Source organism: Micromonospora sp. A202 (assembly GCF_006715105.1).
In the GTDB taxonomy this organism is placed as follows: Bacteria; Actinomycetota; Actinomycetes; order Mycobacteriales; family Micromonosporaceae; genus Micromonospora; species Micromonospora zamorensis.
The window spans coordinates 2,327,140-2,343,771 of record NZ_VFMP01000001.1 but is presented as its reverse complement, the minus strand read 5'-3'; the positions used below and the strand labels follow the sequence as shown (position 1 = coordinate 2,343,771).

20 protein-coding genes, 1 tRNA gene and 1 pseudogene are annotated in these 16,632 nt (G+C 66.9%); 17 read left to right on the top strand and 5 right to left on the bottom strand.

All coding sequences use genetic code 11. The features are described 5' to 3' along the window. Positions 1–46 precede the first annotated feature (46 nt). On the top strand, positions 47–1,342 hold the full coding sequence (locus FBZ33_RS10800) for a hypothetical protein (protein WP_141908918.1): 1,296 nt from the start codon (positions 47–49) through the stop codon (positions 1,340–1,342). 441 nt (positions 1,343–1,783) lie between these two features. On the opposite strand, the gene FBZ33_RS10795 is transcribed toward FBZ33_RS10800, so the two are convergent. Continuing rightward, the gene (locus FBZ33_RS10795) at positions 1,784–2,026 is read right to left on the bottom strand and encodes a hypothetical protein (RefSeq protein ID WP_141908917.1); all 243 of its coding nucleotides are present in this window, start codon (positions 2,024–2,026) and stop codon (positions 1,784–1,786) included. A gap of 119 nt (positions 2,027–2,145) precedes the next feature. Further along, entirely contained in the window at positions 2,146–2,397 is a 252-nt protein-coding gene (locus tag FBZ33_RS10790; RefSeq protein ID WP_255508795.1) for a hypothetical protein, read from the bottom strand. Positions 2,398–2,744: 347 nt separating this feature from the next. On the opposite strand from FBZ33_RS10790, the gene FBZ33_RS10785 reads away from it, so the two are divergent. From FBZ33_RS10785 to FBZ33_RS10710, 16 genes and pseudogenes are all read left to right on the top strand, one after another. Continuing rightward, complete coding sequence (locus FBZ33_RS10785) at positions 2,745–3,062, top strand: putative quinol monooxygenase (RefSeq protein ID WP_141908915.1); 318 nt, start codon at positions 2,745–2,747, stop codon at positions 3,060–3,062. Continuing rightward, positions 3,055–4,251: a helix-turn-helix domain-containing protein gene (locus FBZ33_RS10780; RefSeq protein WP_141908914.1), complete on the top strand. Its 1,197-nt coding sequence runs from the start codon at positions 3,055–3,057 to the stop codon at positions 4,249–4,251. Before FBZ33_RS10785 ends, FBZ33_RS10780 begins: the two co-directional genes overlap by 8 nt. A 186-nt stretch (positions 4,252–4,437) precedes the next feature. Further along, on the top strand, positions 4,438–4,770 hold the full coding sequence (locus tag FBZ33_RS10775) for a hypothetical protein (RefSeq protein ID WP_110564209.1): 333 nt from the start codon (positions 4,438–4,440) through the stop codon (positions 4,768–4,770). A gap of 120 nt (positions 4,771–4,890) precedes the next feature. Further along, positions 4,891–5,823, top strand: coding sequence for a hypothetical protein (locus FBZ33_RS10770; RefSeq protein WP_141908913.1), 933 nt, complete (start codon positions 4,891–4,893; stop codon positions 5,821–5,823). 110 nt (positions 5,824–5,933) lie between these two features. After that, entirely contained in the window at positions 5,934–6,812 is an 879-nt protein-coding gene (locus FBZ33_RS10765) for an FtsK/SpoIIIE domain-containing protein (RefSeq protein ID WP_141908912.1), read from the top strand. Beyond that, positions 6,809–6,994 carry a hypothetical protein gene (locus tag FBZ33_RS10760; RefSeq protein WP_141908911.1) on the top strand — a complete coding sequence of 62 codons (186 nt, stop codon included), beginning with the start codon at positions 6,809–6,811 and terminating at the stop codon, positions 6,992–6,994. Before FBZ33_RS10765 ends, FBZ33_RS10760 begins: the two co-directional genes overlap by 4 nt. 84 nt (positions 6,995–7,078) lie before the next feature. Then, positions 7,079–7,615: a hypothetical protein gene (locus FBZ33_RS10755; RefSeq protein ID WP_141908910.1), complete on the top strand. Its 537-nt coding sequence runs from the start codon at positions 7,079–7,081 to the stop codon at positions 7,613–7,615. Continuing rightward, positions 7,612–8,034: a hypothetical protein gene (locus FBZ33_RS10750; protein WP_141908909.1), complete on the top strand. Its 423-nt coding sequence runs from the start codon at positions 7,612–7,614 to the stop codon at positions 8,032–8,034. Before FBZ33_RS10755 ends, FBZ33_RS10750 begins: the two co-directional genes overlap by 4 nt. A 785-nt stretch (positions 8,035–8,819) precedes the next feature. Continuing rightward, on the top strand, positions 8,820–9,167 hold the full coding sequence (locus FBZ33_RS10745; RefSeq protein WP_141912568.1) for an RRQRL motif-containing zinc-binding protein: 348 nt from the start codon (positions 8,820–8,822) through the stop codon (positions 9,165–9,167). After that, positions 9,164–9,586 (top strand): DUF3307 domain-containing protein, encoded by a 423-nt coding sequence (locus FBZ33_RS10740; RefSeq protein ID WP_141908908.1) that lies wholly within the window; start codon positions 9,164–9,166, stop codon positions 9,584–9,586. The genes FBZ33_RS10745 and FBZ33_RS10740 overlap by 4 nt, the downstream gene beginning before the upstream one ends. Before the next feature lie 13 nt (positions 9,587–9,599). Then, positions 9,600–9,806, top strand: a complete 207-nt coding sequence (locus FBZ33_RS10735; RefSeq protein ID WP_141908907.1) for a hypothetical protein — start codon at positions 9,600–9,602, stop codon at positions 9,804–9,806. Continuing rightward, entirely contained in the window at positions 9,803–10,687 is an 885-nt protein-coding gene (locus FBZ33_RS10730) for a hypothetical protein (RefSeq protein WP_141908906.1), read from the top strand. Before FBZ33_RS10735 ends, FBZ33_RS10730 begins: the two co-directional genes overlap by 4 nt. Then, positions 10,684–12,273, top strand: a pseudogene (locus FBZ33_RS33715) (replication initiator). Before FBZ33_RS10730 ends, FBZ33_RS33715 begins: the two are co-directional and overlap by 4 nt. A gap of 90 nt (positions 12,274–12,363) precedes the next feature. Then, entirely contained in the window at positions 12,364–12,573 is a 210-nt protein-coding gene (locus tag FBZ33_RS10720; protein ID WP_141908905.1) for a hypothetical protein, read from the top strand. Continuing rightward, positions 12,566–12,772, top strand: a complete 207-nt coding sequence (locus FBZ33_RS10715; protein ID WP_141908904.1) for an excisionase family DNA-binding protein — start codon at positions 12,566–12,568, stop codon at positions 12,770–12,772. Before FBZ33_RS10720 ends, FBZ33_RS10715 begins: the two co-directional genes overlap by 8 nt. Then, the gene (locus FBZ33_RS10710) at positions 12,772–14,055 is read left to right on the top strand and encodes a site-specific integrase (protein WP_141908903.1); all 1,284 of its coding nucleotides are present in this window, start codon (positions 12,772–12,774) and stop codon (positions 14,053–14,055) included. The genes FBZ33_RS10715 and FBZ33_RS10710 overlap by 1 nt, the downstream gene beginning before the upstream one ends. A gap of 75 nt (positions 14,056–14,130) precedes the next feature. Here FBZ33_RS10710 and FBZ33_RS10705 read toward each other — a convergent pair. From FBZ33_RS10705 to cmk, 3 genes are all read right to left on the bottom strand, one after another. After that, positions 14,131–14,204: transfer RNA gene (locus FBZ33_RS10705), tRNA-Pro, on the bottom strand. A 195-nt stretch (positions 14,205–14,399) separates the two neighbouring features. Then, positions 14,400–15,806 carry a ribosome biogenesis GTPase Der gene (der, locus tag FBZ33_RS10700; RefSeq protein ID WP_141908902.1) on the bottom strand — a complete coding sequence of 469 codons (1,407 nt, stop codon included), beginning with the start codon at positions 15,804–15,806 and terminating at the stop codon, positions 14,400–14,402. After that, the gene (gene cmk, locus FBZ33_RS10695; protein WP_141908901.1) at positions 15,803–16,483 is read right to left on the bottom strand and encodes a (d)CMP kinase; all 681 of its coding nucleotides are present in this window, start codon (positions 16,481–16,483) and stop codon (positions 15,803–15,805) included. The genes der and cmk overlap by 4 nt, the downstream gene beginning before the upstream one ends. Positions 16,484–16,632: the final 149 nt, after the last annotated feature.

Genomic DNA, 16,632 nt, shown 5'->3' with positions numbered 1-16,632 from the left:
GCAGGCCGTAACAACGAGTACTACGAAGTTCGCGTACGGTGCGACTGTGCCGGACTTCAAGCTATTGGCGGAGATCTACGCGAGGCGGACCAGAAGGACAATTCGGAGATTTCGAAATAGCTGGCTAGGGGCGGCCCAGTTCCCGCGCTGGAACCCAAGCGATCGCCTCCTCGTTTATAGCCACCCCGCCTTCCTGCGACTTCTAGAAGTCAACCGCTACAAGCGCCATCGGCGACGAGTGGGACGCCTGAATCGTCGGCTAAACCAGAGGTATGTTCCTGGAAGGTTCGCACTCGCCTTTCTGGCACTTATTCTTCTCGCCGGCGCTACCATCGTCGGCTTGTACACCACGCTGAACATGGTTGCCACAAGCGGCAGCTCCGCGGTTCCCAACGAAGCCACCTTCCGACTTGAAGCAATTAAAGTGGCACTGACTGCCACAGGTGGCCTGGGCGCACTCACAGCTCTGCTAGTTGCATACCGGAAGCAAAGAGCCGATGAGATCGGACACATTAGAGAACAAGACCGAATGTTCACTGACCGATTCACGGCTGCCGCTGGTCAGTTGGGGCACGAAAGAGCCGCCGTCCGACTAGCCGGCGCATATGCGCTTACACGGATTGCCGACGACTCGGATCGAGATCGAGGAACATGCCTTAACACACTTGCCGCATACCTTCGAATGACGTCGGCAAGCATGCCAGAGTCGGAATTTGTCGACGATGCAAGTGAGAGGAATGTTCGTACTGCCATGCTGGACGCTATCTTGCAGCGCCTGGACGTGGCACAGCCCGAGATTTTCTGGGCGAACAGCTACCTCGACTTGAGGGAAACCCGACTGCCCTATCTACGCCTTACATTTAGCAGGCTGGAGGCGTTCGCCTCGTTTGATGGAACCGTCTTCGAAGGCAAGGTGGAACTGTTGGACGTAGCCAGCGGAGCACCTCTCCAGTTCAAGAATTGCCGCTTTCTGGACACGGTCGAAACAGCCTTCCAGCACCAGATCACATCCATCGACTTTTCGGGCTCCCATTTTGCGGCTGGGCTAAGGTCCCTAATTGGATGGAGATGCGAACAGTTCATCGATCTGAAAGGCGCAACTATCCACGATAGACTTGTAGTGGAGCACGAGGACTCCGACGCCGGCATAGTTCTTCTTCAAGGAGCGGACCTATCGTCGATTGGGTTTGACAACCATGACCTTCCGCTCCTGGATCTCCGCGTCAACGACGTCGTATATGACGAGCGGACACGATGGCCAGAGGGTTTCTTCCCTCCCCCGCGTTGGCGTCGACTCAAGAGCAAGGATGTTCTCGGCTTCCACCGATGGCTGGGCGAGTAAGCCATGCGCTTCAGCTGAACCATCCCGTCGGCCTTCGTCCGCACATCTGTGGAGTGGGTGGGGCCTGCCCGGTCAAGGTGGAGCACCCCACTGTCTGAACGACCTTGACCGGGCAGGCCCCACCTGCTCGGCTTCGCCCGGACGGAGGTTGTCGGGATGGCGCCAACCATCCCAGAGCGCCTGAGCGCCCCGCCGGAGGCACGCCCTGGTCGTCGCCTTCAACATCGAAGCCCCGGATCTGCCATCACTCATGGCGGCCCGGGGCTTCTTCGTATGTCGCGCCGCCGGCGGGGCTGCAACCGTTCGGGGTGCGCCCGTGCGCTTGCGCTAAGGGCGCGGGGTCCCCGATCGGCGGCCCGTCTGGGTCGGCCCCTGGTCGGCGGCGCGAGCGGCCTGCGAAGCGGGCCGCCTTGATCCCGTACAGAAAGTTCTCACACGAGATCAGAACCTGCGCACAACAGGCAGTGAGATGCGCAGGTGCTCAATATGGATCGTGTCTCGCGGTAGTGGATCGAGCGCCACGACCTGCAAGGTCACGTCGTCGTTAGCGGCAAGTTCCAACGCTCCAGTCTCTAGAAGCTTCTGCCGGTGCTCATGATCGATGTTCACGTTGCAACGCCAGACTCCGTTGCCGTCCCGCCAGACCACAATCTCAACATCTTCGTTTTCGCCATCTTGAGCCATGACCGGAAGTCTAGAAGCGGCATCCGGGCCACATCCGCACCAGTTAGCGTCTCAGCCCACCGCCCGATCATCGGCCTCTGAGTGCACCGCCACCGTCGCTCGGTTGTCACGCCTGAACCTCACGTGGGCGGCTGGGTAGCCGCGCCCCCGGTCTGTTCCCGCCACTGGCCGCCGTCGGCCTGGACAAGACGCTTCACCATCTGCCGGGCCTCGTCCTCCGTGTCGACCTTCCACCTGACCACCTTGCCGGTCTCCGAATCGCCAGCGCGGGCAATCACGTGCCATCGAACTTCACGGGTGAGCCAAACGTCACGCCGTGCGAGTCGTCCCCACACTCCGTTCCACCAGCGTCCCTTCAACTCCCGCACCACGGCGCGATCGTACATACGTGCGATTGATTCTCGCTGCTTCTGGCGGACACCTGCCCTCACGCGCACGGCACCCCACGGCGGTACGTGAGCAGACCAGACCCGCCACCCGCCTCGATCCGGTGCGGTCGCCGACTCGGCAACCCCTCCCCCATGGTCATCCGTTCACGATACGAAGCGACCGGAAGAGATCCAAGTCCATCGTTATCGGACCTCCTCTTGCGTGAGCCAACCCTTCGTCGGCTACCTCACCAAGGCGATCCGTAATAGAATACGGGTGACCGAACAAGAGTACGGCCAGAGTCGCGTACGCAAGTCGTGACTCTCGGTTGAACAAGAAGGGTGGCTGCATGTTCGCATTGGTGGTGCGCTTCGATTTGAAAGACGACGAGAGCGCGAGAGCGTTTGACGCACTTGTCGCAGAGACAGGGGCTGAGATCCGTGCCCGTGAACCAGGGACGCTGATTTATGCGACGCACTCTGTCGAGGGGGAACCTCTTGCCCGAGTCTTCTACGAGTGCTACGCAGACCGAGAGGCATTTGACGCGCACGAAGTGCAACCTCACGTGATCCGATTCCACAAGGAGCGCGAGCCGTACACGCAGGACGCGCGGGTTGAGTTTCTAACGGTCGGACCTAGCAAGGGCCTCGGTTCACTGAATGCCTGACAGCAATGAGCAAGGTCGACTTATAGCTACGCGTCGGCAAAAACGTGGACTTTCTCAACGTGAGTTTGCCGAGATGATCGGGCGGTCTGAGGCTTGGCTTTCCCAGGTCGAGCGTGGGGTACGTTCGATTGACCGGGTTTCCATCTTGGAGCGGATTGCGGGTGCGCTCGGCATCCCGATGGCCGAACTGGCCCCGGGCAGCGCGGATCCGGAGAGCGCTGAGGTTCCCTCGGCGGCTGCCGCCCTACGCTCGGTGCTAAGTACCAGCTACCTCATGGCCGCGATCCTAGGCAAGGACCGAGAGCTTTCCCTGCCGCAGACAGCCGAGCGATCCGATCTGTGCTGGACATACACTCATGCCGCCCGTTACGAGGACCTGGCCGAGTTGCTGCGGGGCCTACTGCCGGATCTGGAGAGAGCAACACGATCCGCCAAAGGCGAGGCGCGAAAGACGTACCTCACCGAGCTAGCGTCGGTGTATCACGCCCTCTCGGCCGCACTGTCGAAGCTTGGTCAGCATGAAGCGGCCTGGGTCGCAATCGATCGGGCGTTGCTCGTTGCGGAGCAGGTCGGAGACCCGCTGTTGGTCGCCGCTGGAACGTTCCGCCTTGCGCTGGTGTTTCAGGGTGGGCGGCAATTCGAACAGGTCATAAGCGCTGCATCGTCGTCTGCGGAAGCGCTTGAGTCCGAGGTATCGGCGGACAAGCCGGCGGCCGTGTCGCTGTTCGGCGCGCTAAATCTGCAACTGGCTGTCGCCTCTGCGCGGATGGGAGATGACCAGAAGGCTCACGAGTATCTCGGAGTAGCGCGGGAGGCAGCTCAGCTCCTGGGGGTCGACCGCAACGATTACGAGACCGAGTTTGGCCCCACGAATGTCCAGCTACACGAGGTCGCGGTGGCAGTCGAACTCGGCGACGCCGGTTCTGCGCTCCGGACGGCGGAGCGGATCGACTCGTCCGGCCTATCGTCTGAGCGGCAGGCTCGGCTCCTCATGTACGTGGCACGCGCCTGGACTCAGCGTCGCAGGGTCTCTGAGGCGGTCGATGCGCTTGAGCAGGCCGAGGCGCTGACCCCGGAGCAGGTCAAGGGACACCCGGTGGTCGAGACGATGGTGTCTGACCTTGTACGGATGGAACCCGTCCCCTCCGACCGACTGGCGGCCTTGGCTCGCCGCGTAGGAGTGGCCTAGCTACCGTCACACGTTCCGAGCTGCACCGAAGGGCGTCCCACAGCGGGGCGCCCTTCTTTGCGCCAAGATTCCAATCGATGGCACGTACTTCAGTACTAGACACGTACTTTTCTACGGGCTACGCTGATCCCATCGAACACGGGCAATCGCTCAAGGTGAGCGAGCCCTAGTTGAAGGGAGTCAGTCATGGGACGTCTGCTGCTGGACACCTCGCGGGTGTCGTACGAGGTCGCGGTGAACCCGGTTCCGAAGCTGGACCAGTCGGGTCAGCAGAAGTTCGACCGGGAGACGAAGGCCCCGATGTGGGCGGTGCAGCTCTACGCCCTCGCGGACGGTAGCGCTGAGGTCATCAACGTGACGGTGGTCAGCCCGGTGATGCCGGCGGTCACGGTTCGTCAGCCGGTCGTGCCGGTGAACCTGGAGGCGCTGCCCTGGGTCAACGACCGTGACGGGAAGGTCCGCTCGGGTGTCGCGTTCCGGGCTTCGGCTCTGACCGCGATGGACACCGCCGCCGTCTAGGGCGGTGTTCCTGGATCGGCTCCACAGAAGCGAAGAGGTGGACACGGGGTCGCCGTTGATTGGCGTCGTCTGCGACCCCGCGTCCTGTCCAACAAGGTCCCTAGGTAGGGAGGACTTGTCGTGTCCAAGTCTAGCCAGAGGTCCCCGTTCGGCTGGTCGAACCGTGGGGGGCAAGTCACTGTCATCGAAGCGCCGGTTGCCCGCTCGTACCGTCGTCGGGCCGCTATCGCGTTCTGGGTCACCCTCGGTGTGGTCGGCCTCCTGGCCGCCACGGTGGCCTCTGAGTACATGCACCCGATCGTGGGTGGGCTGCTCGGCGTCGTCCTCGGCGCGGTGCTCGGCGCGGTGCTGTTCGCGCTGATCGTGGCGTGGCCGGTCCTGCGCGTCTTCTGGCACTGGCTGCCGGAGATCCTGCTCGGCCTAGCCGGCGTCTACGGCTGGACCATGCTGATGCAGTCGACCCCGCTGTGGGGCTCACTGCTCATCGTCGCCCTGGTCGTCGGCGTCCCCGCCGCCATCAGCCCGGTTCGTCGTCGGGTCATGGCCTGGGCCTGGTGTCTGATCGTGCGGCACCGGCTGCGGTTGTGCTTCGCGGCGTTCATCGCCACCAACCGGCACGGCTCGCTCCCGCTGATCCTGCCCGCCAAGCCGACCCCGGCCGGTGAACGAGTCTGGGTATGGCTGCGCCCTGGCCTGTCCCTGCGCGATCTGGAACAGGACGGCCAGATGCAAAAACTCGCCGTGGCGTGCTGGGCCAACGAGGTCCGCGTCATGCGCGCCGGCCGCAAGTACGCCGCGCTGATCCGCATCGACATCACCCGCCGCGAACCCCTCGCGGGCAAGGTCGTGTCGCCGCTGCCGGACTACGTCCCCACGGACATCCCGTCCAACGCCCCAACGTCACCGGGCATGCCGCCTGTCGGCCTGGACCTGCCCGACGTACCCGACGTGCCGGTCACCGCATCGACCGACACCCCCCGCCAGCGCAAGCCGCGCAACCCCACCACCAACACCGCGAGCCCGAACGGGTTCGACCCCTCCGACTACGCCTAAGCACCGGGACGGCGCGGACCAAGCACCCCTGACGGGTCGAGCGTCCGCGCCCCTCCTATCCCCCACCCGCCTTTGACACGTAGGTGTCAACCGACCCCGGGAGCCCTGCCATGGACCTCACGGACACCATCGAACTGCCCCCGCAGCCAGACGCGCCGCAGACGGTGCCGGTCGGCGCGGGCCTGTCCATCTTCGACCCGGTCTTCCTCGGCATCGACGAGTTCGGCCACCCGGCCTACCTGCCGATGATCTACCGCAACATCCTCATCGGCGGTGAACCCGGCGCGGGCAAGTCCAGCCTGTTGAACACCATCGTCGGGCACGCTGCTCTGTGCCCGGACGTGAGGTTGTGCCTGCTGGATGGCAAGCAGGTCGAACTCGGGCTGTGGAAGGACGCCGCCGACGTGTTCGTCGGCCCCGACATCGACCACGCCATCCGCACCCTGCGCCGCGTCCAGACGGTGATGGACAACCGGTATGCGTTCCTGCTGTCGCACCGCCGCCGGAAGATCGGCCCGAACGACCTGTTCGGTCAGATCCTCGTGGCCTGCGACGAGATCGCCTACTTCTCCGCCACCGCCGGCGACAAGAAAGATCAGGACCTGTTCGCCGCGCTGCTGCGCGACATCGTCGCCCGTGGCCGCGCCGTCGGCATCATCGTCGCCGCCGCGACGCAGCGCCCGTCGTCGGACATCATCCCGCCGTCACTGCGGGACCTGTTCGCGTGGCGGTTCGCTGGCCGCTGCACCAACGACGTGTCCTCCGACATCGTGCTCGGGCACGGCTGGTACGCCCGCGGCTTCTCCTCCAACAGCATCGACCCGAACAACCAGGGCGAGGGCTACCTCATCGCCGAAGGCGGCACCCCCAACCGCGTGAAGGCCGCCTACATGACCGACGCCGACATCATCCGCGTCGCCGACTACGCCACCTGGACCCGCCGCCGCAGCGGCCTCGTCGCCCCCGCCGACCTTCGGACAGCGGCATGAGCACCACGACCGCTACCCCGACTCGCGTCCTGGACCTCGTGCTCATCGGAGACGGCGAGGACATCGCCGCCCTGACCGCCATCGCCCGACACGCGGGCGCCCTGGTCTACCGCTCCGCACCCGCTCTTGTCAGCGACGGCAGGCAACGGGTGATTCTCCGGCTCCACCTGCACCACCGATAGAAGCGGCCGACGAACCGGGACCAGCCCTAGGAAGCAACCCCGGCTCGCCGACCCAACCACCGCCCACGAAAGGACGTGGCCGCCATGAACCCTACCCAAAAACAGCCCACCACCCCCGCCGCGCTGGCCGACCTGACCCCGGCCGACACCCTGCGCTGCGCCGCCCGCTACCTCGAACTTCGTGGCTGGACCCAGGGCGACCCCTACGAGCTGGGCGAGCACGACTCGTTCCCGCCGGCCTGCACCCTCGGTGCGATCACCATGGCCGTCTACGGCCACCTCGCCAGCATTGAAGACCAGCAAAGCGGCGACGGCGCTCCCGCAATCCTGCGGGACAGCACGGTCCGTTGCCTGGCTGACTTCCTCTGGCAAGACGGGCGTGTGCCGGACTTCGAGGGCACCAGCGGCTCCTGGTACTCCAACAGCGAGGCCGTGTCGGACTGGAACGACGACGCCTCCCAAACCCTGCCCGATGTCCTGGACATCCTGCGCGCCTGCGCCGATGACTACGACTGGACCCACGCCACCGAGGACCAGCTCGAAACCTACGCCGAGCACGAGTACAGCCAAGAGCGGCTGCCGACCCGCGCCGGGTTCCTCGTCTGGCGGGCCACCCGATGAGCACCGTCTCCGCGTTGCCGACCGGCAACGTTCACGCCGTTCTCGACCGCGCTGCCCTCTATCTGGGCCGCTACGGCTGGACTCCCACCGGCCTCTACGACACCCACGACGCCTGCCCGGCTAAGTGCGCCTGTCACCGCACCGGCACCTACCCGGCGTCGATCCTCGGCGCGATCCGCGCCGCCGTGTTCGGCCGCCCCCGCTGGTACCTGACTGGCATCAGCGACGTCGACCAGCACTCCTACAGCGCCGCCGTCGAGTGGTTCAACACCTACCTCATCGCGGTCGGTCACGCCGGCCTGCACGCCCCGGTCTTCGACTGGGAAACCCTGCCCGGCCGCACCCCGGCCGACGTCATCGAGGCGCTGTGCGCCGCCGCCATCGCCTACCGCCGACACACCATCCGGAGGGCCGCATGAGCACCGCCGCCCACACCCCCGACGTGACACGTACGTGTCAAAACGACATCTCCACCGCCGCACTTGTCGGCGCGCTGGAAGCCGCCTGGTCCGCGATCCGCGACCAGCACTCCGAAGTTCCGGCCGCTGTTCTGGTGGTCGGCTCTGGCTCTCCCACCAAGCCCAGTCAGGGCATGAAGTGGGGCCACTTCGCTGCCCTTCGCTGGCAAGCCGGCGAGCAGCAGTTGCCCGAAATCCTCATCTCCGGTGAAGGGCTCTCCCGCGAACCGGAAGCCGTGTTCACCACGCTCCTGCACGAAGCCACCCACGCCCTCGCCGACGTGCGAGGCGTCCAGGACACCTCCCGGCAGGGCCGCTGGCACAACAAGAAGTTCGCCACCCTCGCCGCTGAACTCGGCCTGGCAACGACCAAGGACGACAAGCTCGGCTACTCGCCCTGCACCCTGACCGACCTCACCCGCGCCCGCTACAAGGCCACCATCACCGGCCTCACTGAGGCGCTGCGGTTCTACCGCCACCCCGAACCGACCGGGGAAGGCAAGACCCGCACGAACAACAACAACGGCGTCTCGTGCGAATGCGAGTGCCCCCGCAAGCTGCGCATCTCCAAAGCCGCCTTCGAGGAAGGCCCGATCGTCTGCGCCCTGTGCTCGGCGGCGTTCCTGCCCGAGGACATCGACCGCGACACCTACGAACACCCCACCTTCGCCACCGGCCGTGCCGGTGACGACGACCAGGACCAGGACGACACCGACGACCAGGCCGACGACGACTCGGAGGACCCGATGGTCTTTTACGACCCGACCGGCGAGCGCTACGGCCTGCCGACCTACCCCTACAAGTTCGCCCCCAGCGACCTACTGACCCGCCGGCAACTACGTGCCCGCGACCTGCGCCCCGGCGGCCAAGAACCCGCCGCGCAAATCATGTGGCGTCGCGGAAAGCGCATCGCCTACCTGTTCCGCCTCGACCTCGCGATGCCCAAGCGCACCGCCACCCCCGCCCAACTGGGGGCCATCGACAAAGCGCTCACCGCCCGGCGCACCTGCCCCGACTGCGGCCAGGTCAAGCCCTACTACATCCCCCGCCGTACCGGCTCCTGCCTCGACTGCAACCCGGAGGTAACCCGATGAACCCCGCACTCGTCTTCGCGGTCATCACCGCCGTCCTGATCCCGGCGCACCAACTCGCCGACCACATCGTCCAAACCGACGCCGACGCGTCCCACAAAGCCGAGCCCGGCTGGACCGGCTGGCGTCACCTCCTGATCCACGTGACCACCTACCACCTCACGGTCGCGGCCATGCTCGCCGTCACCGTCGCCCTGCTCAACCTGCCGGTGTCCGCCCTCGGACTCACCGCCGGCCTGGCCTTCTCGGCCATCACCCACGCACTCCTGGACCGCCGCTGGACGGTCCGCCTCATCCTGCACGCCACCGGCTCCGCCGCCTTCGCCGACCGACAGACCCCGGTCTGCGGCATGTACCTCGCCGACCAATCCCTTCACTACGCCTGCCTCTGGGTCTCCGCCCTCCTCATCGCCTGCCTCTGAAAGGGGACAACCCATGTACCGGTACCTGCTCACCTTCACCCACACCACCAACGGTGGCACCGAAATGACCGCCATCGACTTCCCCACCGCCCGGCCCATCAGCTCGGCCAAAGACCTCCCCGCCATCACCCTGCTGCTGCGCTCCCAGGGCTACACCGAGCCCTTCATCATCGCCTTCTCCCTGTTCACCCCCGCCCCCACCTCGCAGGCGGCACAATGACCACCTCCAAGAACGGCCGCGTCTACGCCTACATCGGCGCGTTCTCCGGCGGACTCGTGTCCGTCGCCGCGAACATCGCTCACTCGTTCATCGCCCCGACCAACGCCCCGGCCAACTGGTCGCCGGAGCCCGGCGCGGTCATCTCCGCGATCGTCTGGCCGCTGTTCCTGTTCATCGCCATCGAGATCCTTGCCCGTACCCCCTGGCCGACCGGCTGGGGTTGGAACGTGCTGCGCTGGGTCGGGCTCCCGCCCGTCGCCCTGGTCGCCGCGTTCGTGTCCTACCGGCACCTGTCCGGCCTGCTCGATCACTACAACGAGGAAACCCTCGTCGTCTGGTTCGGTCCCCTCGCCGTGGATGGCCTGATGCTCATGGCCACCGCTGCCCTACTCGCCACCGGAAACCGCACCACCCGGCCCATCGAATTCGTCCCGGCACTGGTGCCGGCCACCACCGGAGAGGCGTCGTCACTCGACATCCCCGCCTCACCGCTGGTCAGCCCGGCCGCCGCGACTTCGGCCATCAACCCCGCACCCGACACCGACACACAGCCGAACGCCCCTGTCACCCTGCCCACCTCTGGCGAGGAAACCGCAACCAGAACAACTGTCGAGCCCACCCCGGACAGCACCGGCACCGACACGACGCCGGCACCTTCGGCACCGGTCACGACCGGTCCACCGCCCGCGCTGCTCTCCAACGCCCGCATCGTCGCCACGGCCCACGCCAAGGCCCACGGTGAACCGATCACCGCAGGACAGCTCGCCGTCAGACTGCGAGTCCCGACCGCCAAAGCCGCCGACATCCTGACGGCCCTGGACAACCCAACCCCGATCAACGACAAGACCCACAACGGCACCGCTGTTGGAGCCACCGCGTGACGTCCTCGACGTTGCCTCTCGCGCCCGAAACCACCACGGTTTCGGGCACGGGAGCCTCCGCTGAGTCCGCCGGCTACTGGCCCTGGGCTACACCCACTCGCACCACCCGTGACCTCGCCGCTGACGGGTGGGTACGCGGGCACGACCCCCGCACCGTCGCCTCCGGCCGCGCCCGCGCCCAAGACCCCGACTACTCCGAATGGCTCGGCCACGTCCGCGCCGCCTCCGCGTGCAAACACCCGATTCGGTTGGCCGGGCAGATCCACGTCAACGACGCTGACGGCAACCGCATGGCCACCGTCGACACCGAGGACATGCCCGACGGCGCGATCTACACCCCCTGCGGCAACCGCCGCGCCAACGTCTGCCCGTCCTGCGCCGAGCTGTACCGCCGCGACACCTACCACCTGATCAAAGCCGGCCTGCAAGGCGACCGATGGGGACTACCACCGCTCAACGAGCACATCGCGATCTTCCTGACCGCCACCGCACCGTCGTTCGGACCGGTGCACCACCGGGTGGTCAAGGTTCACGCGGCGGACTGCCGCAAGAAGGACGGCTGCACCTGCCGGGCCTCGGTCTGCCACCCGTTCGGCCGCACTTGCCCCCACGGCCAGGAACTGCGCTGCGGGCAGCGGCACAAGGCCGCCGACACCCAGCTCGGGCAGCCGCTGTGCCTGGACTGCTACGACCACACCGGCCAGGTCGTGTGGAACCACGAGGCACCCGAGCTGTGGCGCCGCACCATCCAACAAGCCGACCGGGAGCTACGCCGCCTCGGCCGCACCCACGGCGTCGACCTGCGCCGCCGCTACATCAAGGTCTACGAATTCCAGGTACGCGGCGTCATCCACTACCACGCCCTCATCCGCCTCGACGGCTACAACCCCGACTGCCCTTAGGCGATCGTCCCGCCGCCGGCTGCCATCACCCGGGACATGTTCGAGCAAGCCGTCCGGGCCGCGTTCGTGAAGACCGCCTACACCTCCGCGTCGCACCCCGCCAATGGGCGGCAGGGCTGGCACATCGCGTGGGGCGATAAGGGCCTGGACCTCAAGCACGTCAACGCACCCGGCCACGAGGTCAACCTCGCCCAGATCACCGGGTACATCGCCAAGTACGTCACCAAGAGCACCGAGGTAACCGGCCTGAGCCTGCGCCGCGTCGACGACCTCTCCGTCGAAGTCCACGGCGACCCGGCAACGCACCTCGGTCGGCTGATCCGCGCGTGCTGGGACATCGGCGAGCACCCCGACTACGCCCGCCTTCGCCGCTGGGCGCACCAATTCGGCTACGGCGGACACATCGCCACCAAGAGCCGCGCTTTCTCCGTCACCCTCGGCTTCCTGCGCCTCCAACGCACCATCTGGCGGCGCACCGAGGGCCACCCGCACACCTGGGACGACGAGCAAACCGAGCGCGTCATCTACGAACTCGGCTACCAAGCCACTGGCTGGATCACCACCGGAGACGCCCTGCTCGCCAACACCGCCGCCGCCATGGCCCGCGCCCAGCACCTCGCCGGCATCGACGCCCTGGCCGACGAACTCGCCGCCGCTCGCGCGGTCCAACCCCTGGCCGCTTGACACGTACGTGTCAACGCCCGTGAAGCCGTTCCTTGACAACTCCACAGCGCACGCAACACCCCGCCCCGCCCGACCTGAAAGGAGCACGCCATGCCCGTACGTCCCCGCCCCTTGGTCGCGGTCCGGCTCATCGGCCCGACCGCCACCGTCACCGCTCACGCCGCGACCATCGCGGCCCAATTCACCGCCTACTACGGCCGCGACCGGGTCACCTGCCGCACCAGCACCCGACCCGCCGGCTACAGCGGCGAAAGCCGCACCTACATCACCATCACGTCAAAGGAGGCACCACATGGCTAGGAGCCCGGTCCCGATCGTTCCGAAGTGGCATTCCCCGGCCGAGGTCGCCGCGATCCTCGGTTACGGCTTGTCCAAGGTGAAGATGAAGATTGCCACCGGGGAACTGCGCTCGGTCAAGGACGGCAAGTACCGCCGCATCCTGCCGGAGTGGATCGATGAATACATCCAGACCCAGATCGATCGCCAGGACGCGGCCTGATGCCCGGCAAACGCGCCAACGGCGAAGGCTCCATCTTCCCGTACCGCAACGGGTTCGCCGCCTACGTCTGGGTCACCAAGCCCGATGGCAAACGGGACCGCAAGTACGTCTACGGGAAGACCCGCGACGAGGTCCACGACAAGTGGGTGAAGCTGCACCAGCAAGCCAAGGCCGGCCCGGTCGCCACCAACGTCCCCACCGTGGCGAGTTACATGACGTACTGGCTCGCCGAGATCGTAGAGCCGAATCTCGCCCCGCTGACCTACGCCACGTACGAGACGCTGAGCCGCCTCTACATCGTTCCCGGCATCGGCACCAAGCGACTCGATGGGCGGCTGTCGGTCCGAGACGTTCAGACCTGGCTCAACAAAGTCGCAAGGACCTGCCAGTGCTGCGCGCAGGGCAAAGACGAACGCCGGCCACCAAAGACCCGCAAGTGCTGCGCGGTTGGCCGGTGCTGCCAGGACCTCCCCGCGGCTCGCACCGTTAAAGGAATCCGTGCCGTCCTCCGCTCGGCGCTCTCCCAAGCCGAAGTGGAGGAACTGGTCGCAAAGAACGTCGCAGCCCTGGTAAAGCTCCCACCGATCCGCAGCCGCAAAGGCAAGTCATGGAGCAGTGAGGAAGCTCGGGCGTTCCTGGAAGCCTCCCGCGACGACGACGATTACCTCTACGCCGCCTACGTCCTGGTCCTCGTGCTCGGCTTACGTAAGGGAGAAGTCCTCGGCCTCACCTGGGAGCACATCAACTGGGACGGCTGGCAGAAACCCTGCATCACCCACGGCGAGACGTTCTGCGAGCACTGCCGCGACAACCACGACATCAGCCTCGTCATCGACAAGCAACTCCAGCGGGTACGCGGCCAACTGCTGCACCGGGCCACCAAGACCGAGGAATCCGACGCTCCCCTACCGCTACCGGCCATCTGCATCGCCGCACTGCGGCACCGCCACCAACAACAGCAGGCCGCACGACAGAAGGCGGGCGATGCCTGGCACGACACCGGCATGATCTTCACGACCCGCTACGGACTGCCGGTCGAACCCCGCAACTTCAACCGCTCCTACGACAGCCGCATCGCCCGCGCCGGAATCCCAAAGATCACCGTTCACGACGCCCGACGCACCTGCGGTTCGCTGCTCGTCGACCTGGACGTGCACCCCCGGGTCGCGATGGCGATCCTGCGGCACGCGGACTTCTCGATCACGATGGAGATCTACAGCCAGGTCTCATCCAAGACCACCCGGGAAGCCCTGCGGAGGCTCGGCGAAAGCCTCGATCAATGAGCCGTTGCTGTACTTTGCTGCTGTACAAGATCAGAAATGGCCACCCGGAAGAATCCGAATGGCCTCTGACCTGCGTCGGGACGGCCGGATTCGAACCGACGACCCCTTGACCCCCAGTCAAGTGCGCTACCAAGCTGCGCCACGTCCCGCCCTCGCGTGGTTTCCCAACGCGACAGCCGGTACAGCTTAGCGCAGCAGCCCCGGCTCGTTCGCACAGGCCCCACCCGCGCCGCGAGCCAACCGAACCACCGCACACCCCCTAAAGCGTCCTAGGAGGGTGGGGTTGTAGAAATGCCGGACGGGCGAGGACCGCCCATCCGGCATTTCGGGAGAACAGGGGCAGGTCAGCCGTGCGCCTTGCCCCGGCCGCCGGGGCCCAGCTTCTTGCGGGGGCGGACCGAGATTTCGATCGGGCTGCCTTCGTACCCGAATTCCTCGCGGAGCTTGCGCTCGACGAAGCGCTGGTATCCGGCGTCCAGCGGGCCGGTGGTGAAGAGCACGAACCGCGGCGGTGCCACGCCGGCCTGCGTGGCGAACAGGATCCGCGGCGCGCGTCCACCACGTACCGGGTGGGGGGTGGCCTGCACCAGCGCCGTCAGCCACTGGTTGAGGTACGCGGTCGGCACCCGGGTTTCCCAGCTGGCCAGGGCCTTGTTCAGGGCCGGGGCCAGCTTGTCCACCGCTCGGCCGGTCATCGCGGACAGGTTCAGGCGGATCGCCCAGGGGATGCGGCGCAGCTCCCGGTCGATTTCCTTGTCCAGGTAGTACCGACGGTCGGCGTCGACCAGGTCCCACTTGTTGAACGCGATGACAAGCGCCCGGCCCGACTCGGTCACCATCGACAGGATCCGCTGGTCCTGCTCGCTGATCGGCTCGCTGGAATCCAGCAGCACCACGGCCACCTCGGCGGCCTCGATGGCGCCGGCGGTGCGCAGGCTGGCGTAGTACTCGGTGCCGCTGGCCTTGCCGACCCGCTTGCGCAACCCGGCCGTGTCGACCAGCTGCCAGGTCTGACCGCCGATCTCGACGAGGCTGTCGACCGGGTCCACAGTGGTGCCCGCCACCGAGTCGACGACCGCCCGCTCCTCACCGGAGAACCGGTTGAGCAGGCTGGACTTGCCCACGTTCGGCCGCCCGACCAGCGCCACCCGGCGGGGTCCGCGCGGTCGGTTCTCCACGATCGCCGGGGCTTCCGGCAGCGCGGCGAGGATGGCGTCCAGCAGGTCGCCGGAGCCTCGCCCGTGCAGCGCGGAAACCGGGAACGGCTCGCCGAGGCCGAGCGACCACAGCGACACGGCCTCCATCTCGATGGAGGTGTTGTCAGCCTTGTTGGCCACCAGGATCACCGGCTTGGCGCTGCGCCGCAGCATCTTAACCGCGGCCTCGTCCACGTCGGTGGAGCCCACCATCGCGTCGACCACGAAGAGGACCACGTCGGCGGTGACGACCGCCGTCTCGGCCTGCGCCGCGATGGCCGCGGCGCGATCCTTCGCGTCCGGCTCCCAACCGCCGGTGTCCACCACGGTGAACGCCCGGCCGTTCCACTGCGCGTCGTACGGCACCCGGTCCCGGGTCACACCGGGAACGTCCTCGACGACCGCCTGGCGGCGGCCGATGATCCGGTTGACCAGAGTGGACTTACCCACGTTGGGGCGGCCGACCACGGCCACCACCGGCTGCGGGCCGCTCGGTTCCTCGACGGCGACGTCGGGCTCCCGAAGCTCGACCCAGCCACCACCATCGCTACTCATGCCACACCCCGCTCGGTGAGCAGCTCGCGCAACCGCGCCACGACCTCGTCGATGCCCAGCTCGGTGGTGTCCAGCGCCACGGCGTCGGGCGCCTGCGCCAGTGGGTTGACCTTGCGGGTCGAGTCGAGCCGGTCCCGTCGCGCCAGGTCGGCGGCGGTGGCCGCCACGTCAGCGGCGTCCTCCGCGCTGCGCCGGGCGGCACGGGCCTCCTCGGAGGCGGTCAGGAAGACCTTCAGGTCCGCGTCCGGCGCGACGACCGAGCCGATGTCCCGACCCTCGACGACGATCCGGCCGACGTTGGCGATCATCTCGCGCTGCCGGGTGACGAGCAGCTCACGAACAGCCGGCACGGCGGCGACGGCGGAAACCGCGCCGGTTACCTCCGGGCCGCGGATGTCCGCGTCCACACCCACACCGTCGACGGTCACCGCGTACCCCTGCGGGTGGGTGCCGATGTGCAGCTTGACCTCGCCGGCGACCTTGGCCACCGACGCGGCGTCGGTGAGATCCACGCCGGAGCGCAGCACGGCAAACGTGATCGCCCGGTACATCGCTCCGGTGTCCAGGTAGCGCGCACCGATCGCGACGGCGAGCCGCCGCGACACGGTGGACTTACCCGAACCGGACGGCCCGTCCACAGCGACCACACATCGCCTGGCCCGTACGTTTTCCTCCACCGTGTCCTCCTCAGCCCGTACCTCACGGATCGCCCGGTGATCTGGCGCCGCAAGCGGTTTGTCAATCGTCATCAATCATGCCCGCGGTCCGTGGCGGACCTGCGCGCGACGCCGCCGGAGGCGACCCACGCCACCCCGGCGGCCGCCGT